The organism is Nocardiopsis dassonvillei subsp. dassonvillei DSM 43111 (assembly GCF_000092985.1).
GTDB lineage: Bacteria > Actinomycetota > Actinomycetes > Streptosporangiales > Streptosporangiaceae > Nocardiopsis > Nocardiopsis dassonvillei.
This window is the reverse complement of the sequence record NC_014210.1, coordinates 3,103,209-3,118,550: the sequence shown is the minus strand read 5'-3', so window position 1 is coordinate 3,118,550 and position 15,342 is coordinate 3,103,209. Positions and strand designations below refer to the sequence as shown.

Sequence of the window (15,342 nt, the reverse complement as noted above, 5' to 3'; positions counted from 1 at the left end):
GGCCCGTGGTCGAACGCAGAGCCCTCGACATGGACCCGCTCGCGGTCAGCGACCGGTTCCGTCTGTTCAACTTCACCCGTCGCGACGACCACGTCACCTACCTGTGGATCCTGCGGGCCATGGACCGCCTGCGCGAGGTCCACCAGGTCCAGGTGGCCCCCGACGACGTCGCCGAGGCCCTGCGCGAGCTGGCCCGGTCCCACGACGGGGTGCCCGTGCCCGACCGGAGCCTGCGCGACCGCCTGGACGAGCTGCACGCCGACCGCGTCGTGCACCGCTTCGACGACGCCTCGCGGGCGGGCAACCTGGCGCGCTACCGCAACCGCCAGTCGGTCTACCAGTTCAGCGAACTCGGCTACCGCGCCTACCAGTCGGTGGAGAACCTGCTCGGCGCCCGCATCGAGGACGTCAACCTGTCCCGGCTGGTCTTCTCCGAGGTCCTGGACGACCTGCGCGCCCTGGCCGAGGCCAACCGCACCGGCCGGGCCGAACAGGTCTACCGCAGGCTCGCGCGCCTGGACGCGGTCATGGAGGACATGGGGCGCCGCTCCGCCCAGTTCCACGTCACCCTCGGTGAGATCCTGCGCTCCACCGACACCTCCCCGGACATCTTCCTGCGCCACAAGAACGCCCTGCTGGTGCACATGAGCGACTTCATGGCCGAACTCGACCGCTACCTGCCCCGCCTGGACCGCGCCGTGCGCGAGGTGGAGGAGACGGGGCTGGCCACGCTGCTCTCCCGCGCCGCCGACTCCGACGAGCGCCTGTTCATGGAGCGCGACGAGCGCCTGGCCGACTGGCGCCGCCGCTGGCGTGCCCTGCGCGCCTGGTTCGCCTCCGACGACGCCATCCCCGCGCGGGCCGCCGAACTCCACGCGGCCACCCGGTCGGCCGTCTCGGGCGTCATCGCCCTGCTGCGCCAGATCACCGAGGCCCAGCGCGGCGGGGTCAACCGCTCCACCCAGCTGCGCCACCTCGCCGAGTGGGTGTTCCACACCCCCGACGACGGCGCCGCGCACGCCCTCATGGGCGCCGCCTTCAACGTCCGCTCCGCCCGCCACCTGGGCGCGGCCCACGACGACGAGGAACAGATCCCGCCCAACACGACCTGGTGGGACGCCCCCGGCATGGAGGTGTCGGTCACCCTGTTCCGCAGCGGCAACGCCCCCAACGCGGGCGTGCCCAAGCCGGTGCGGCGCAACCCCGGCGCCCAGGCGCGCCTTCGCGGACAGCAGGCCGCGGGCCGGGCCGCCGAACGCGAGGCCGCGGCCCGCCTGGTCGACCTGGGCGCCCACGGCCGGGTCCTGGACGAGACCGACACCCGCGTCCTGCTGCGCCTGGTCACCCGCGCCCTGGAGTCGCGCAGCGTCGTCGCCGGACGCCTGTCCTCGGCCGGCGGCGAGGGCGACGGCACCATGGTCCGCCTGGTCCCCGACCCGGCGGGCAGCACCGTCCACACCAGCCAGGGCCGCATCCACCTGCCGGGCCTGCGCCTGGAGGCCACCGGCCACCGGCCCCGAACGAAGAACACCTGATGCCCCGACTCTTCGCCCGCACGGTCGCACCCGCCGACCTGGGCTCCTACCAACAGGCCATGCGCCGCGTCCTGACCTGCGACCTCATCACCGCCGCGCGCCCGCGCCCCGGCGTCCTGGACCAGGTGCTGCGCTGGGCCGACGAACTCGCCGCCGACCTGGAGCGGCTCTTCGGCTACACCCTGGTCGCCACCACCGACCACGTGCGCCTGGTCCGCGAACTCGACGCCCTGGACCCCACCCAGCGCCAGACCTTCTCGCGCCGGGGCAAGCCCTTCGACCGGCGCAGACTCGCCTACCTGTGCCTGGTCCTGGCCGCCTTCCAGCGCTCCCAGATCGAGATCAGCCTCGCCGACCTGGTCGCCCGGTTCACCCCCGGGGCCAACGCCGTCGCCGGGCTGGGCTACGACCCCACCGACGGCGCCCACAAGGCCGCGCTGGTCGACGTCGCCCACTGGCTGGTGGACCGCGGGGCGCTCCACCTGTCCGACGGGTCCCTGGAGGCGTGGGCGGCGGGCGGCGAGCAGGGCGACGCCCTGTTCGACATCGACCACGAGGTGTGCGAGCTGCTGTTCCGTCCGGCGCGCCCGGTCCAGCACCTGGGCAGCGTCGCCGGGCTGCTCGCCGACCCGCTCACCGAGGCCTCGCCGCGCGAGCAGGCGGCCCGGCGGGCGCGGCGGCTCCTGGTGGAACGGCCGGTCGTGTACTACGCCGACGTCGAACCGGCCGTGGCCGCGGTCCTGCGCGGCCGGGGCGTGGCCGAGGACCTGGCCCGCGCCACCGGGCTCAGCGTCGAGCGCCGCGCCGAGGGCGTCCTGCTGGCCGACCCGGCGGGCACCTTCACCGACCGGCCCTTCCCGGGCCGGGGCGGGGCGGTCAACCGCACCGCCGGGCTGCTGCTGGCCAAGGTGGCCGACCTGCTGGAGACCTCCCTAGCCGCGCTGGTCCGGCTCCAGGTGCCCCCGCACGCCGACGACCAGGCCGAACTCGTCCGGCTCGTGGACGCCGGTCTGCCCCGCGACGGCGTCGTGGCCGACCTGGCCTGGACCGTGGAGCCCGCCGGGGAGCGGGAGGAGGCCGCGGCGCTGCTGGAGGTCCCCCTGGTCGAGCGCGGCCGGTGGGAGACCATGATCCACGAGCTCTACGCGGAGTTCGGCGCCGCCTCCTTCGGCGGAGCCTGGCAGCAGGACCCCTACGGCCTGCTGGACGCCGCCCTGACCCTGCTCGCCGAACTCTCCCTCATCAGACCGGTCCCCGGCGGCGCCCTGGTGCTCCCCGCCGCCTCCCGCTACCGCAACATCCAGGGCGCGCTGCCCGAGCGCGCCGACGGGGGACAGCTGCCCCTGGGGCTGACCGAACCCCCGCCGGGAGGGCCCGTCTCCTCCGGCCCCTCGCCCGACACCGCCCCCGCAGCCGCCTCCACCTCCGCGGAAGGAAAGTAATGTCCCCCAGGAGCGACCGATTCCGGCCCAGCCGCGCCGGCGTGATCAACGTCTGGGACTACGTCGACGAGGAGTTCGTGTTCGCCGACGGACGCCTCGTCCTGCGCGGACACAACGGCTCGGGCAAGACCAAGGCGTTGGAAGTGCTCTTCCCGTTCATCCTGGACGGGTACACCGACGCCCGCCGTCTGGACCCCTTCAGCGGCCAGAACCGCACCATGAAGTCCAACCTGCTCTACCGAGGCCAGGACTCCGAGTACGGGTACGTGTGGATGGAGTTCGCCCGCACCGGACCGGGGGAGGGGACCGAGACGGTCACCCTGGTCATCGGCCTGCGCGCGCACCGCCACCGCGACGGCGTGACCCCCTCCTTCTTCGTCACCGACCAGCGCCTGGGCGTGGACTTCGGCCTGCTCGCCACCGACGGCCGCCCGCTCACCGAGCGGCAGCTCAAGGGGGTGCTCGGCGAGGACGCCTTCCGCTCCACCGCGGCCGACTACCGCCGCGCCGTGGACGCGCGCCTGTTCGGCCTGGGCGAGCGCTACGTCCAGCTGCTCGACCTGCTCCTGGCGCTGCGCCGCCCGCTGCTGGCCAAGGACCTGGACCCCGAGAAGGTCTCCGAGACCCTCACCAGCGGCCTGAGCCCCCTGGACGAGGAACTCCTCGACCAGGCCGCCCGCGACTTCACCAACCTGGCCGCCGTCCAGCGCCGCTTCGACCAGGCCAGCACGGCGCACGCCGCGACCACGGCCTTCGTCGGGGAGTACGCCGCCTACCTCACCGCCCACGCCCGCCACCGCCTGGCCCGCGTGCACACCGCCGCCGGGCAGACCGCCGAGCAGGCCCGCGCCATCGCCGAGGCCCGCGACACCCGCGAGCGGGCCACGCTCGCGCACGCCGCCGCCACCGGCCGGGCCGAGGAGCACGACGCCCGGATCCGTCGGCTCGCCGCGCGCAGGGGCGGTCTGGAGGCGCACGAGGCCTTCCGCAGCCACGCCGCCCTGGAGATCGAACGCGCGCACAGCGCCGAGACCGCCCGCGCCCTGGCCGAACAGCGGGCCAGACTGGACGACCAGGCCGGGGAGGTCACCGCCCTCCAGCGTGAGGCCGACCGGGTCGCCGCCGACCTCGAACACGGGCGGGCGCGCACCGGTGAACTGGCCGCGGAGCTGGCCGAGAACGCCGCACAGGCCGGGCTCGACCACGACGGGGAGGGCCCCGCCGACACCGGCGACGACCTGTCCGCCGCCGCGCGGGCGCGCGCGACCGCCCGCCGCGCCGACGTGGCCGCGGTCCGCGAGCGCCTCGCCGAACTCGCCCGCGCCGAGACCGCGCGCGGCGCCGCCGAACGGGCCGCCGCCCAGGCCGAGGACAGGCTCGGACGCGGCGAGGCGGAGTGCGCCCGCGCGGCCGACGACCTGGCCGCGGCCCGCGCCGGTGCCGCCGACGCGCTCACCGCCTGGGCCGAGCACTGGGCCGAGGGGCCCGCCCCGGTCACCGACGCCGCCTGCGTCGCGGCCCTGAGCGGGGCACTGGAGAGCGTCGGACGCCCCGGCACCCCCACGGTGTCGGAGGTCTACGGCGAGCACACCGACCAGCAGCGCCTGGACGCCGCCGCGCACACGCGCACGCTGGAGACCGACCGGGACCGGCTCGGCGCCGAGATCGACCGCCTCACCCGCGAGCGCGCGGACATCGCCGCCGAACGCGACGACGCCCCGCCCGCCGACGCGCTGCGCACCGCCTCCCGCGAGGGGAGCCCCGGCGCCCCGCGTGGCAGATGGTCCGCTTCGCCGACGCGGTCGGCGAACGACGAGGCCGCCGCCGTCGAGGGCGCCCTGCACGGTGCGGGCCTGCTCACCGCCTGGGTGCACCCCGACGCCGACGCCACCCGCGCGGCGCTCGCCTCGGGCGGGGCCGACGCCTACCTGCTGCCCGCCGAGGGCGCGGCCGCGCCCGAGGGGCCCACCCTGGCCGACGTGCTGGTGCCCGAGCGCCAGGACCGGGTCCCCGAGCACGTCATCGCCCGCGTCCTGGCGTCGGTGCGCCTGGTCCGCGACAGCGAGGGCTCGGCCGGGGCCACGGACACCGTCCAGTCCCTCGGGGCGGCTGACGCCACGGGCGCCGGGGGAGCGGCGGCGCACACCGTCGGCACCGGCGCGCGGTTCGCCCAGGGGGTGCTGGTGGGCGTCAGCCCCAAGGCCGCCCCCGAGTTCATCGGCGCCACCAACCGCGCCCACCGCCGCCGCGAACGCCTGGCCGAGTGCGACGCCCGCATCGCCGAACTCGACGAGCGGCGCGCACGGGTCGCCGAACAGCTCGACCGGGCGGGCGAACTCCTCAAGGCCTTCACCCGGGCCCGCGCCGCCCTGCCCGAGACCGCCCCGATCGACCGGGCCGTGCGCCGGGTCGACCAGCAGTCCACCCTCCTGGCCTCGGCGAGGGCCGAGAGCGAGGAGCGCCGCCGCGACCTCGACGCCGCGGTCGCCGAGGTCGACGCCCACCGCCACCAGGTGCGCGCGGTGGCCTCCGAACGCGCCATGCCCGCCCAGCCCGAGGCGGTGGACGCCGTCGCCCGCGCCGTGGACGACTTCCTGGAGACCGCGCGCCGCCTGCACACCGCCCGCGCAGAAGTCGACCGGCACACCGTCGACCTGGACGGCCGGAAGGAGACCCTGGACCGCCTGCGCGCACGGCTGGAGGAGGACCGCGAACGCCACGAGGAGCGCACCCGCGAGCACGAGCGCGCCGCGGCCGAGCTGGCCGCCAAGCAGGAGGGCATCGACGCCCCGGTCCGCGAGCTCATGGCCGAGCTCGAACAGGTCAAGGAGGAGCTGCACCGGGCCCGTGAGGAGCACCAGGGCGCCCAGAAGGAGGCCGCGGCCGCCCACGAGGCCATGATCCGGGCCGACGAGAAGCTGGAGGGCGGGCAGCGGGCCCTCACCGACTCCCTCTCCGCGCTGTTCGAGCAGGCCGACGCCTTCGCCGCCCTCACCCACCCCGACCTGCGCGCCACCCTGGGCGTGGACACCGCGCACGCCTGGCCGGACCGGCGCTCCTGGCCCGCCCCCGAGGAGGCCGCCGAACAGGTCCTGGCCGAGGCCCCGGACGACCCGGAGGCCGCCGTGCGCGCGGTCCTGCCCGGCCGCGCCGCGGAGCTGCTCGACGCGTTCACCGCCGCCGTCGGCTCCGGGTCCGCGGTCACCGACGGCGACCTCAAGACCGTCTCCACACGCATCTCCAACGCCCTGCGCGCCTTCCAGGACACCCTGGGCGGCGACGCCGAGGGCTACCGGGTCGACCACGAACTCGGGGTCAGCGGCGTCATCACGGTGTTCGTCAACGACGAGACCGGCCGCAACCCCGTCTCCGCCTTCGCCCGCGTCATCGCCGAACGCGTCGAGGAGCAGGGAGCGCTGCTGCGCGAGGAGGAGCGCGGGGTTCTGGAGGACGAACTGCTCACCGGGATCGCCCAGCAGATCCACGAGCGGGTGCGGGTGGCCCGCGACCTGGTCGTCAGCATGGACCGCGACACCCGTTCGCGGCCCATGTCCTCGGGCACCCGGATCGGCATCCGCTGGAGCCGCTCCGACCGCGTGAGCGAGCACCAGGCCACCGCCGCCCGCCTGGTCCGGCGCGACACCGACGAGCTGGGCGCCTCGGGGCTGACCCGGTTGCGCGAGGTCCTGCGGGAGATGATCCGCGAGCACCACGCCGCCCACCCGCGCGCCACCTACAAGCAGGTCCTGTCGGCGGTGCTGGACTACCGCACCTGGTACCGGTTCGAGCTGCGCCTGGCCGTGCCGGGCCAGGAGGAGGTCAAGCTCACCAGGAACAAGCACGAGCAGATGTCGGGCGGCGAGAAGTCCGCCGCGATCCACCTGCCGCTGTTCGCCGCCGCCAACGCCCTGTACACCTCGGCCGCGCCCACCTGCCCCCGGATGGTGGCCCTGGACGAGGCCTTCGCCGGGATCGACGACCGCTACAAGCCCGAGCTCATGGGGCTGACGGTCACCTTCGACCTGGACATGTTCATGACCGGGCACGACCTGTGGGTGCACTACGACAGCGTGCCCATGGCCGCCCACTACGACATGCACCACGACAAGGGGGCGCACACCGTCTCGGCGATGCTCATGCTCTGGGACGGCACCCAGACCATCGACGCCGACGCGGGGTTCTCCGGCAACGAGGAGCTGGCCGCGCAGCTGCTGGGCATCACCCCCAGCCGGTTCGCCCCGCTGTCCTCGGCCGGAACCCTGTTGGAGGACGCCGACGCCTGAGCGGTCCCGGCACGGCCCCGGTGGACTTCTTCCGAAGGCGCACCGGGGCCGTGCCGGGAAACGACACATCCGTGCAACACCGCTCGTACTTCACTCGGGGGCGACGAGGACCCCACACATCGCGCACGCGATGCCCGAGAGGTGAAGGATGAGCGCAGTGACGAAACGGGAGACGCTGGAGGGCCTCCCCGCCGGGAACCCGGCCGGGAGCCCCGGCGGCGGTCCGCCCGGCCGCGGATGGCGGCCCCGGTACCGGCTGGCCGCTGCCCTGTGCGCCGCGGTGGCCGTCGTGCTGGCGGCCTGGTCGGTGAACGTGCTGGTGCCGGACCGGGAGGAGGCGGTCTTCACCGCTGAGGACGGCGCCCTTCCGGACGACCTGTCGGTCACCCCGTTCGACACGCAGTACCCCTCGATCGCCCGCCTGGACGGTGCGCTGCTGGAGGCCGTGCGGGAGGCGGCCCGGGACGCCCTGGAGGAAGGGATCGTCCTCCACGTCACGTCGGGCTGGCGCAGCGGGGAGTACCAGCGGCACCTGCTCGACCAGGCCGTCCTCGACCACGGCTCCCGCGAGGAGGCCGGGAGGCTGGTCAGCACCCCGGAGGAGTCCAGGCACGTGACCGGGGAGGCGATCGACATCGGCCCGACCGACGCCGCCGACTGGCTCGTCCGCCGCGGTTCGGCCTACGGGCTGTGCCAGGTCTACGCCAATGAGATGTGGCACTTCGAACTGCTCACCGAGCCCGGCGGCGACTGCCCCGACCTGCTGTCCGACGCCGCGGGTTAGGGGCGGGCCCGGGCGGAGCGCCCCGCGACGCCCCGCCCGCGCGCCGGATCAGCCCGCCGCCGGACCGCCCGGCCCCGAGCGCAGTCCGAAGGGCACCCCGAAACCGGTCAGCCAGCCGTCCTCGGCCAGCAGGCGGAACGCCTCGTGGGTGACGTCGTGGTCGGGCGCCTGGCGCGGCGGCCACCCGAAGGCCCCGGCCACCGCCGACCAGCTGGGGCCGTGCCCGTGCTCCTCCCGGTAGCCGTCCACCCAGCGGGCCACCCGCTCCCCGCGGCCCGAGACCAGCTCACGGGCGCGGTCGGCCACGGGCACGTCCAGCGGCGTGGTCGCCGGTGCGGTGTCCGGCGGCGTCGGTTCCGGGAGGGGCACGTAGGCCAGCGGCAGGGTGACCTCGGTGAGGGAGGCCACCACGGCGCCGCCGTCCACGCCCGGGCCCTCGACCCAGGAGATCTCCGTCAGCCACGCCAGCAGCTCCGCCAGCTCGTCGGTGCCGGACAGGGCGCAGGAGTTCACGATGTCCGCGGCCGGGACGCGGATCCGGCCGTCGGGCTCGGCCCACAGGGCCAGGTAGGCCCCCACGAGCCGGAGCCGGTTGGGCTTCTTGCGCATCTTCTTGTGGGCGAGGGTGCGCGAGAGCCAGCCCGAGGCCCGCGACCGGACGCCGTTGCCCAGCTTCCAGGTGTTGCCGTCCAGGCTCGGCAGGGCGCACCGGGCCGGGTTCGCGGCGTCGGACTCGATCACCGTCTCCGGCGTCGTGCCCAGCCACCCCGAGGAGGTCAGGTCGCTCAGGGCGGCGTGGGCGTCCTCCAGGCGCAGGATGCGCAGGTCCTGGCCGGTGAAGTTCGCCCAGCCCTTCAGCGCGCCCCGCAGGGTGAAGATGAGGGCGAGCAGGCGGCTGTCGGGGGAGGAGCCCGCGCCCTCGGAGGCCACGCGCTCCCACAGCTCGCGGAAGAACTCCGCGTGGTGGGGGCCCATCCGCGGCACGCGCCTGCGGTCGGCCGGGATCTTCTCCTGGGGCCTGCGCCTGGCCTCCTCCAGGGCGCGCTTCCTCGCTTTCTTGGCCTTCTTCGCCTCGGAGTTGGTCAGCCGCTCGGGCGCGCCCCCCGGCGGCACGCTGATGCCCTGCTCCTTGCAGCGCGCGCACTCCATGGCCGCGGCCAGGTCCTCGTTGGGCCGGTGGAAACGGGGCTGGGGGATCTCGTCGGGAAGGGGATCCCGCACGTCGCTGGTGGCGGTGTGCTGCGTCATGGTCAGGAGCGTAGCGACGAAAGCTCCGCCGTGTCCGGCGTCCGGCGGATTCGCGCCCCGGGCTCACGGCCGGGGCGCAGGAGTTTGCCGTCCCCTTCCGGGGCAGGAAGAGAGCCATGGGCGACATGGTGCTGATCAGGCACGGACAGACCGAGTGGAGCCGTACGCGGCGCCACACCGGACTCACCGACATCCCCCTGACCGAGGAGGGGGAGCGGCAGGCGCGGGCGCTGCGTCCGGTGCTGGCCGCGCGCGAGGTCGGCCGGGTGGTGACCAGCCCGCTGCGGCGGGCCGCGCGCACCGCCGAACTGGCCGGGCTGCGCGTGGACGAGACCGACCCCGACCTGACCGAGTGGGACTACGGCGGCTACGAGGGGATCACCACCGCCGACATCCAGGCCGGACGACCCGGTTGGTACCTGTGGCACGACGGGATCGTGCCGGGCGGCCCGGGGCATCCGGGGGAGAGCGTGGAACAGGTGGGGGAGCGCGTCGACCGGGTCCTGGACCGGCTGACGCCCCTGCTCGACGGCGGGGGAGGGCCGACGTGGTGCTGGTGGCGCACAGCCACGTCCTGCGGGTGCTCACCGCGCGCTGGCTGGGCCTGCCGCCCGCCGAGGGGGCGCTGTTCCGGCTGGAGACGGCCACGGTGAGCACGCTGGGCCATGAGCACGGCCGCCCGGTGCTCACCTCGTGGAACGTGCCGACCTGAATAGAGGGGGTTTCCAGCGCCGGGAGCGGGGATCGTGCGGCCGGAGGACTTGACAGGAGACCTAAAGGCCTATTGGCTAGGCCACTAGCCTTATGGCCCAGATCACAGTCCCAACTGTCCCTCTGATCGGTATGTCATGACCCCTCAGCTTCTCACCATCCTCGTCCTTCTGGCGATGTTCGTCATCGCCACCGTCCTGCCGATCAACATCGGCGCGCTGGCCTTCGTCGCGGCCTTCATGGTCGGGCTCCTGGTCCTCGGGATGGACGCCGACGCGGTCCTCGGCGGGTTCCCCGCCGACCTCTTCCTCACCCTGGTCGGTGTCACCTACCTCTTCGCCATCGCGAAGAACAACGGGACGATCGACCTGCTCGTACGCGGCGCCACCCGCATGGTCGGCGGCCGGGTGGCCGCGATCCCGTGGATCATGTTCGGCATCTCCGCCGTGCTGACGGGTGTGGGCGCGCTCGGTCCGGCGGCCGTGGCGATCGTCGCGCCGATCGCGCTGAGCTTCGCCGCCCGGTACCGGATCAACCCGCTGCTGATGGGCATGATGGTGGTCCACGGCGCCCAGGGGGGCGGTTTCTCCCCGGTCAGCGTCTACGGCGTGACGGTGAACGGGATCGTCGCCGACAGCGGGCTCTCGGTGTCCCCCATCACGCTGTTCCTCGGCAGCCTGGTCTTCAACCTGGGCATCGCGTTGATCCTGTTCGTCTCGCTGGGCGGCAACCGCCTCTTCGGCGTCCGCGCGCACGAGGCCGAGGCCGTCACCGAGGCCGCCCGCACCTCCGGCGGCTCGGGGTCCGGGTCGGTCGCGCTGGCCACCGGCGGTCCCGCCGACACCTCCGCCGGGAGCGGGGCGGACGGCAGCGCGGCGGCCGGGAGCGGCGAGGCCGCCTCCGAGGGCACCCCGGCCCGGTTCGAGCAGATCGCCACCCTGCTGGGCATCGTCGCGCTGGGCGTCCTGGCCCTGGGCGTGGGCCTGGACGTCGGCTTCGTCGCCCTGACCGTCAGCGTGGTGCTGGCGCTGATCGCGCCGCAGTCGCAGAAGAACGTACTCTCCCAGATCAGCTGGTCCACGGTCCTGCTGATCACCGGCATGCTGACCTTCGTCGGCGTCATGGAGAGCGCGGGGACCATCGAGTACGTCGGCGACGGGGCGGCCAGCCTGGGCGCTCCGCTCCTGGTGGCACTGCTGCTGTGCTACATCGGCGCCGTCGTGTCGGCCTTCGCCTCCTCGACCGCGATCCTGGGCGCGACCATCCCGCTGGCCATCCCGTTCCTGCTCATGGGCGACATCAGCGCGACCGGCGTGATCGTGGCCCTGGCCATCTCCTCCACCATCGTCGACGTCAGCCCCTTCTCCACCAACGGCGCCCTGGTGCTGGCCAACGCGACCGGAGTGGACCCGTCCCGCTTCTACCGCCAGATGCTCGTCTACAGCGGCATCGTGGTCGTGGTGGGTCCGCTGGTCGCCTGGGGCGTGCTGGTGGTGCCGGGACTGCTGTGACGGCAGCGCCTTTCGAGGGCGGCTGGGACCGCTCGGCGGCCCCGGGAACGTGAGGGGTCCGGTCCGCCGGACCCCTCAGCGCCTGTCGGCGCCCGCCTCCGCCGCCCCATGACCGGGGCGGCGGTGCCCAGGTGGCCTGAAGGCCTGACCTGTGCGCCACTGGACCGGTTCAGGGGGTGACCGGGGCGGCCCCGTTGACGGCGGAGACCAGCAGGAGGTGGTCGCGCATCGCGTCGGCGGCCGCCTTGGGGTCGCCCGAGCGGATCGCCGAGGCGATGCGCTCGTGCCCGTCGAGCGAGGCCCGGGGCCGGTCCGGCTGCGACAGCGACTCCAGGCGGGTCTCCCGGATCATCGGGGCGATCTCGTTCATCATCCGCGCCAGCAGGCGCGAGCGCGCGGCCGTGGTGATCGCCGCGTGGAAGCGCTCGTCGCCGGTGACGCCGCGGTCGCCGTTGGCCACCTCCTGGCGCATCAGCTCCAGGGCGGCCTCGATCGCGACCAGGTCCTCGGGCGTGCGGCGTACGGCGGCCAGCTCCGTCAGCTTGACCTCCAGCGCCTGACGGGCCTCGATGATCTCCGCGCGCCGGTTGGCCCGGTCGCGCAGGAGGGCGAGAACACCCTGCTCGGAGACGGTCTGGCGGATGATCGCGCCGTCCCCGTGCCGCACCTCGATGACCCCCTGGACCTCCAGCGCCACCAGCGCCTGGCTCACCGAGGCCCGGCTCACCTCCAGCGCGACGGCCAGTTCGCGCTCGGGCGGGAGGCGGTCGCCCACGCCCAGACCGGCGTCCCGCATGTGTTCCACGAGACGCTCCACGAGCTGCTCGTACAGGCGCGGGCGCGCCGGGGGCCGGGGTCGGGGCTTGGTAGGCACGCTCGCTGGCTCCTGGTCCTCGGATCTGACTGTGCTGAGGGACTTCCAGGCTAGAGCATCCCGTCGGCGGACTCCCGGGATCGGCGCATCGGACCTCCCCGCGATCGGGTGCGACGGGGGCTTCACAAAACGTGCCGTTTCGTGCCACCCTGACGTGAGGCCTAGTGGCCTAGCCACTGAACCATTTGGAGGTTGCTGTGGAGACCCGCGACACCGCCCGGGAGCTTTTGGACCGCACGCTCGACGCGGGATCCCACGTCTCCTGGGACGAGGCGCCCCTGGACGTGGACCCCGACCCCGCCTACGCCGACGCGCTCACCCGGGCGCGGGCCGCCACCGGGTGCGACGAGGCGGTCCTGACGGGGGAGGGGCGGCTGCACGGCCGCCGCGTCGCCGTCGTGGCCAGCGAGTTCGGCTTCCTCGCCGGGTCCGTGGGGCTCGCCGCAGCCGCGCGCATCGTCGCCGCCGTCGAACGCGCCACCGCCGAGCGGCTCCCCCTGCTGGCCGCCCCGGCCTCGGGCGGCACCCGCATGCAGGAGGGCACCCCCGCCTTCGTGGCCATGGCGGCGATCACCGCCGCCGTCACCGCGCACAAGGCCGCCGGACTGCCCTACCTCGTCTACCTGCGCCACCCCACCACCGGGGGCGTCCTGGCCTCCTGGGGGTCGCTCGGCCACCTCACCGCCGCCGAACCCGGAGCGCTCGTCGGCTTCCTGGGCCCCCGCGTCTACGAGGCGCTGCACGGCGCACCGTTCCCCGAGGGCGTCCAGCGCGCGGAGAACCTCCAGCGGCACGGCCTCGTCGACGCCGTCCTGCCCCCCGACCGGCTCAGGGACGCCGCCGGGCTCGCCCTCGACGTCCTGCTCGACCGCCCGGACCCCGCCACGCCCCCGCCGCCGCCCGCCGAACCCGACTCCCCCGCCCCCGTCTGGGACTCGGTGACCCGCTCCCGCCGCAAGGAGCGCCCGGGCGTGCGCGAGCTGCTCCGGCACGCGGCCAGCCACGTGGTGCGCCTGCGCGGCAGCGGCGAGGGCGAGGCCTCCCCCGCCCTGGTCACCGCGTTGGCCCGGTTCGGCGGCAGGCCCTGCGTCCTGGTCGGCCAGGACCGGTCCCGCCAGAGCGCCGAACAGCCCATGGGGCCGGATGCGCTGCGCGAGGCCCGCCGGGGCATGCGCCTTGCCGCCGAACTGCGGCTGCCCCTGGTCACCGTCATCGACACCCCCGGCGCCGCGCTCTCCGCCGACGCCGAGGAGCGGGGGACAGCCGGTCAGATCGCCCGCTGCCTGGCCGAGATGACCTCCCTGGCCGCCCCCACCGTCTCGGTCCTGCTGGGGGAGGGCACCGGCGGAGGCGCGATCGCGCTCCTGCCCGCCGACCGCGTCCTGTGCGCCCAGCACGCCTGGCTCGCCCCGCTGCCGCCCGAGGGGGCCAGCGCGATCGTCCACCGCACCCCCGACCGCGCCGGGGAGCTGGCCGAGGCCCAGGGCATCGGCTCCGCCGACCTGCGCGCCCGCGGACTCGTGGACCGGGTGGTCCCCGAGTTCGGCGACGCGGCCGACGAGGACGGCGCGTTCTGCGCGCGCATGGGGGAGGCGATCGCCCGCGAACTCGCCGCGGTCCAGCCGAGCGGTGACGCCGAACCGCCCGCGGGGCGCGCCGCGCGCTACCGCCGCCTGTGCGCCGCGCCCTGAGCGCACCGCCCAGGACACGAACACCGGAGCAGTACCCATCACCAGGAGGTAGGGAACGTGGACCGCTCGCAAGGGCCGCTCAAGGGGATCGTGGTCATCGACCTGTCACGGGCGCTGGCCGGACCGCACGCGGCCATGCTGCTGGGAGACCTCGGCGCGCGGGTGATCAAGGTCGAGCAGCCCGGCAGGGGGGACGAGACGCGCGGGTGGGGCCCGCCGTTCGTCGGGCCGGAGGAGGAGCGCGTCAGCACCTACTTCCTGTCCTGCAACCGCAACAAGGAGTCCATCGAACTGGACCTGAAGTCCGAGGACGGCGTGGAGCAGCTGACCCGGCTCGTGCGCGCCGCCGACGTCCTGGTGGAGAACTTCCGCCCCGGCGTCCTGGACCGGCTCGGGTTCCCCGCCGACCGCCTGGAGGAGCTCAACCCCCGCCTGGTGGTCTGCTCCATCAGCGGGTTCGGGCACGACGGACCCGAGGGCGGACGGGCGGGCTACGACCAGATCGCCCAGGGCGAGGCCGGTCTGATGAGCCTGACCGGCCCCTCGCCCAAGGAACCGACCAAGACGGGCGTGGCCATCGGCGACCTGCTCGCCGGGATGAACGGCGCCCAGGGGGTGCTCGCCGCGCTCCTGGAGCGCGAGCGCACCGGGCGCGGCCGGGTGGTGCGCACCTCGCTGCTGTCCTCGATCGTGGGCGTGCACGCCTTCCAGGGAACCCGGTGGACGGTCGGGCGCGAGGTGCCCACCGCCCTGGGCAACCAGCACCCCTCCATCGCCCCCTACGGCGCCTTCGCCTGCATGGACGGCATGCTCCAGGTGGCGGTGGGCGGCGAGGCGCAGTGGGAGCGCTTCGCCGGACTGCTCGGACTGGACCCCCGAGACCCCAGGTTCGCCGACAACGCCTCCCGGGTGGAGCACCGCGAGGAGCTGATCGCCGAGGTGGAGGCGGTGCTGGGGCAGGGCACGCGCGACGAGTGGCTGCGCCGGATCGGTGAGGTGGGGGTGCCCTGCGGCGCGGTGCGCACCATCGACCAGGTCTACGAGTGGGAGCAGACGCGCTCCCAGGGGCTGCTGCTGGAGGTGGAGCACCCGGTGCTCGGCCCGATCGAACTGCCCGGGTCCGCGCTGCGCTTCGACCCCGTGGACGACGAGGCGCAGCAGCCCTCCGGCACGGGCCACCTGCCGCCGCCCGCCCTGGGCGAGCACAACGACGCGGTCCGGGCCTGGCTCGACGAGGTCGAGGCCCAACCGGCCGGATAGACC

General features: G+C 74.7%; 9 protein-coding genes and 1 pseudogene. 8 read left to right on the top strand and 2 right to left on the bottom strand.

Annotation, left to right across the window (positions count from 1 at the left end; translation table 11 throughout):
• Window positions 1-5: 5 nt before the first annotated feature.
• From NDAS_RS12910 to NDAS_RS12895, 4 genes are all read left to right on the top strand, one after another.
• Window positions 6-1,535, top strand: a complete 1,530-nt coding sequence (locus tag NDAS_RS12910) for a TIGR02677 family protein (protein WP_013153638.1) — start codon at window positions 6-8, stop codon at window positions 1,533-1,535.
• Window positions 1,535-2,977 carry a DUF2398 family protein gene (locus NDAS_RS12905; protein ID WP_013153637.1) on the top strand — a complete coding sequence of 481 codons (1,443 nt, stop codon included), beginning with the start codon at window positions 1,535-1,537 and terminating at the stop codon, window positions 2,975-2,977. The genes NDAS_RS12910 and NDAS_RS12905 overlap by 1 nt, the downstream gene beginning before the upstream one ends.
• Window positions 2,977-7,260 (top strand): TIGR02680 family protein, encoded by a 4,284-nt coding sequence (locus tag NDAS_RS12900; protein ID WP_013153636.1) that lies wholly within the window; start codon window positions 2,977-2,979, stop codon window positions 7,258-7,260. The genes NDAS_RS12905 and NDAS_RS12900 overlap by 1 nt, the downstream gene beginning before the upstream one ends.
• 148 nt (window positions 7,261-7,408) lie before the next feature.
• Window positions 7,409-8,044: a M15 family metallopeptidase gene (locus NDAS_RS12895; RefSeq protein ID WP_013153635.1), complete on the top strand. Its 636-nt coding sequence runs from the start codon at window positions 7,409-7,411 to the stop codon at window positions 8,042-8,044.
• Between the two features lie 48 nt (window positions 8,045-8,092).
• Here NDAS_RS12895 and NDAS_RS12890 read toward each other — a convergent pair whose 3' ends face one another.
• Complete coding sequence (locus NDAS_RS12890) at window positions 8,093-9,292, bottom strand: hypothetical protein (RefSeq protein ID WP_013153634.1); 1,200 nt, start codon at window positions 9,290-9,292, stop codon at window positions 8,093-8,095.
• A 116-nt stretch (window positions 9,293-9,408) separates the two neighbouring features.
• Here NDAS_RS12890 and NDAS_RS12885 point away from each other — a divergent pair.
• Together NDAS_RS12885 and NDAS_RS12880 are read left to right on the top strand one after the other, a co-directional pair.
• Window positions 9,409-10,004: pseudogene (locus tag NDAS_RS12885) on the top strand (histidine phosphatase family protein).
• A 136-nt stretch (window positions 10,005-10,140) separates the two neighbouring features.
• The gene (locus NDAS_RS12880) at window positions 10,141-11,514 is read left to right on the top strand and encodes an SLC13 family permease (protein WP_013153632.1); all 1,374 of its coding nucleotides are present in this window, start codon (window positions 10,141-10,143) and stop codon (window positions 11,512-11,514) included.
• 169 nt (window positions 11,515-11,683) lie between these two features.
• Here NDAS_RS12880 and NDAS_RS12875 read toward each other — a convergent pair whose 3' ends face one another.
• The gene (locus NDAS_RS12875; protein WP_013153631.1) at window positions 11,684-12,388 is read right to left on the bottom strand and encodes a FadR/GntR family transcriptional regulator; all 705 of its coding nucleotides are present in this window, start codon (window positions 12,386-12,388) and stop codon (window positions 11,684-11,686) included.
• A 197-nt stretch (window positions 12,389-12,585) separates the two neighbouring features.
• On the opposite strand from NDAS_RS12875, the gene NDAS_RS12870 reads away from it, so the two are divergent.
• Together NDAS_RS12870 and NDAS_RS12865 are read left to right on the top strand one after the other, a co-directional pair.
• Window positions 12,586-14,079: a carboxyl transferase domain-containing protein gene (locus NDAS_RS12870; protein ID WP_013153630.1), complete on the top strand. Its 1,494-nt coding sequence runs from the start codon at window positions 12,586-12,588 to the stop codon at window positions 14,077-14,079.
• Window positions 14,080-14,136: 57 nt separating this feature from the next.
• On the top strand, window positions 14,137-15,339 hold the full coding sequence (locus NDAS_RS12865) for a CaiB/BaiF CoA transferase family protein (protein WP_013153629.1): 1,203 nt from the start codon (window positions 14,137-14,139) through the stop codon (window positions 15,337-15,339).
• The last annotated feature ends 3 nt before the right edge of the window (window positions 15,340-15,342 follow it).

Coding starts and splice junctions, on each gene's coding strand:
- NDAS_RS12905 (WP_013153637.1), top strand. CDS start 1,535: ATGCCCCGACTCTTCGCCCGCACGGTCGCACCCGCCGACCTGGGCTCC.
- NDAS_RS12900 (WP_013153636.1), top strand. CDS start 2,977: ATGTCCCCCAGGAGCGACCGATTCCGGCCCAGCCGCGCCGGCGTGATC.
- NDAS_RS12895 (WP_013153635.1), top strand. CDS start 7,409: ATGAGCGCAGTGACGAAACGGGAGACGCTGGAGGGCCTCCCCGCCGGG.
- NDAS_RS12890 (WP_013153634.1), bottom strand. CDS start 9,292: ATGACGCAGCACACCGCCACCAGCGACGTGCGGGATCCCCTTCCCGAC.
- NDAS_RS12880 (WP_013153632.1), top strand. CDS start 10,141: ATGACCCCTCAGCTTCTCACCATCCTCGTCCTTCTGGCGATGTTCGTC.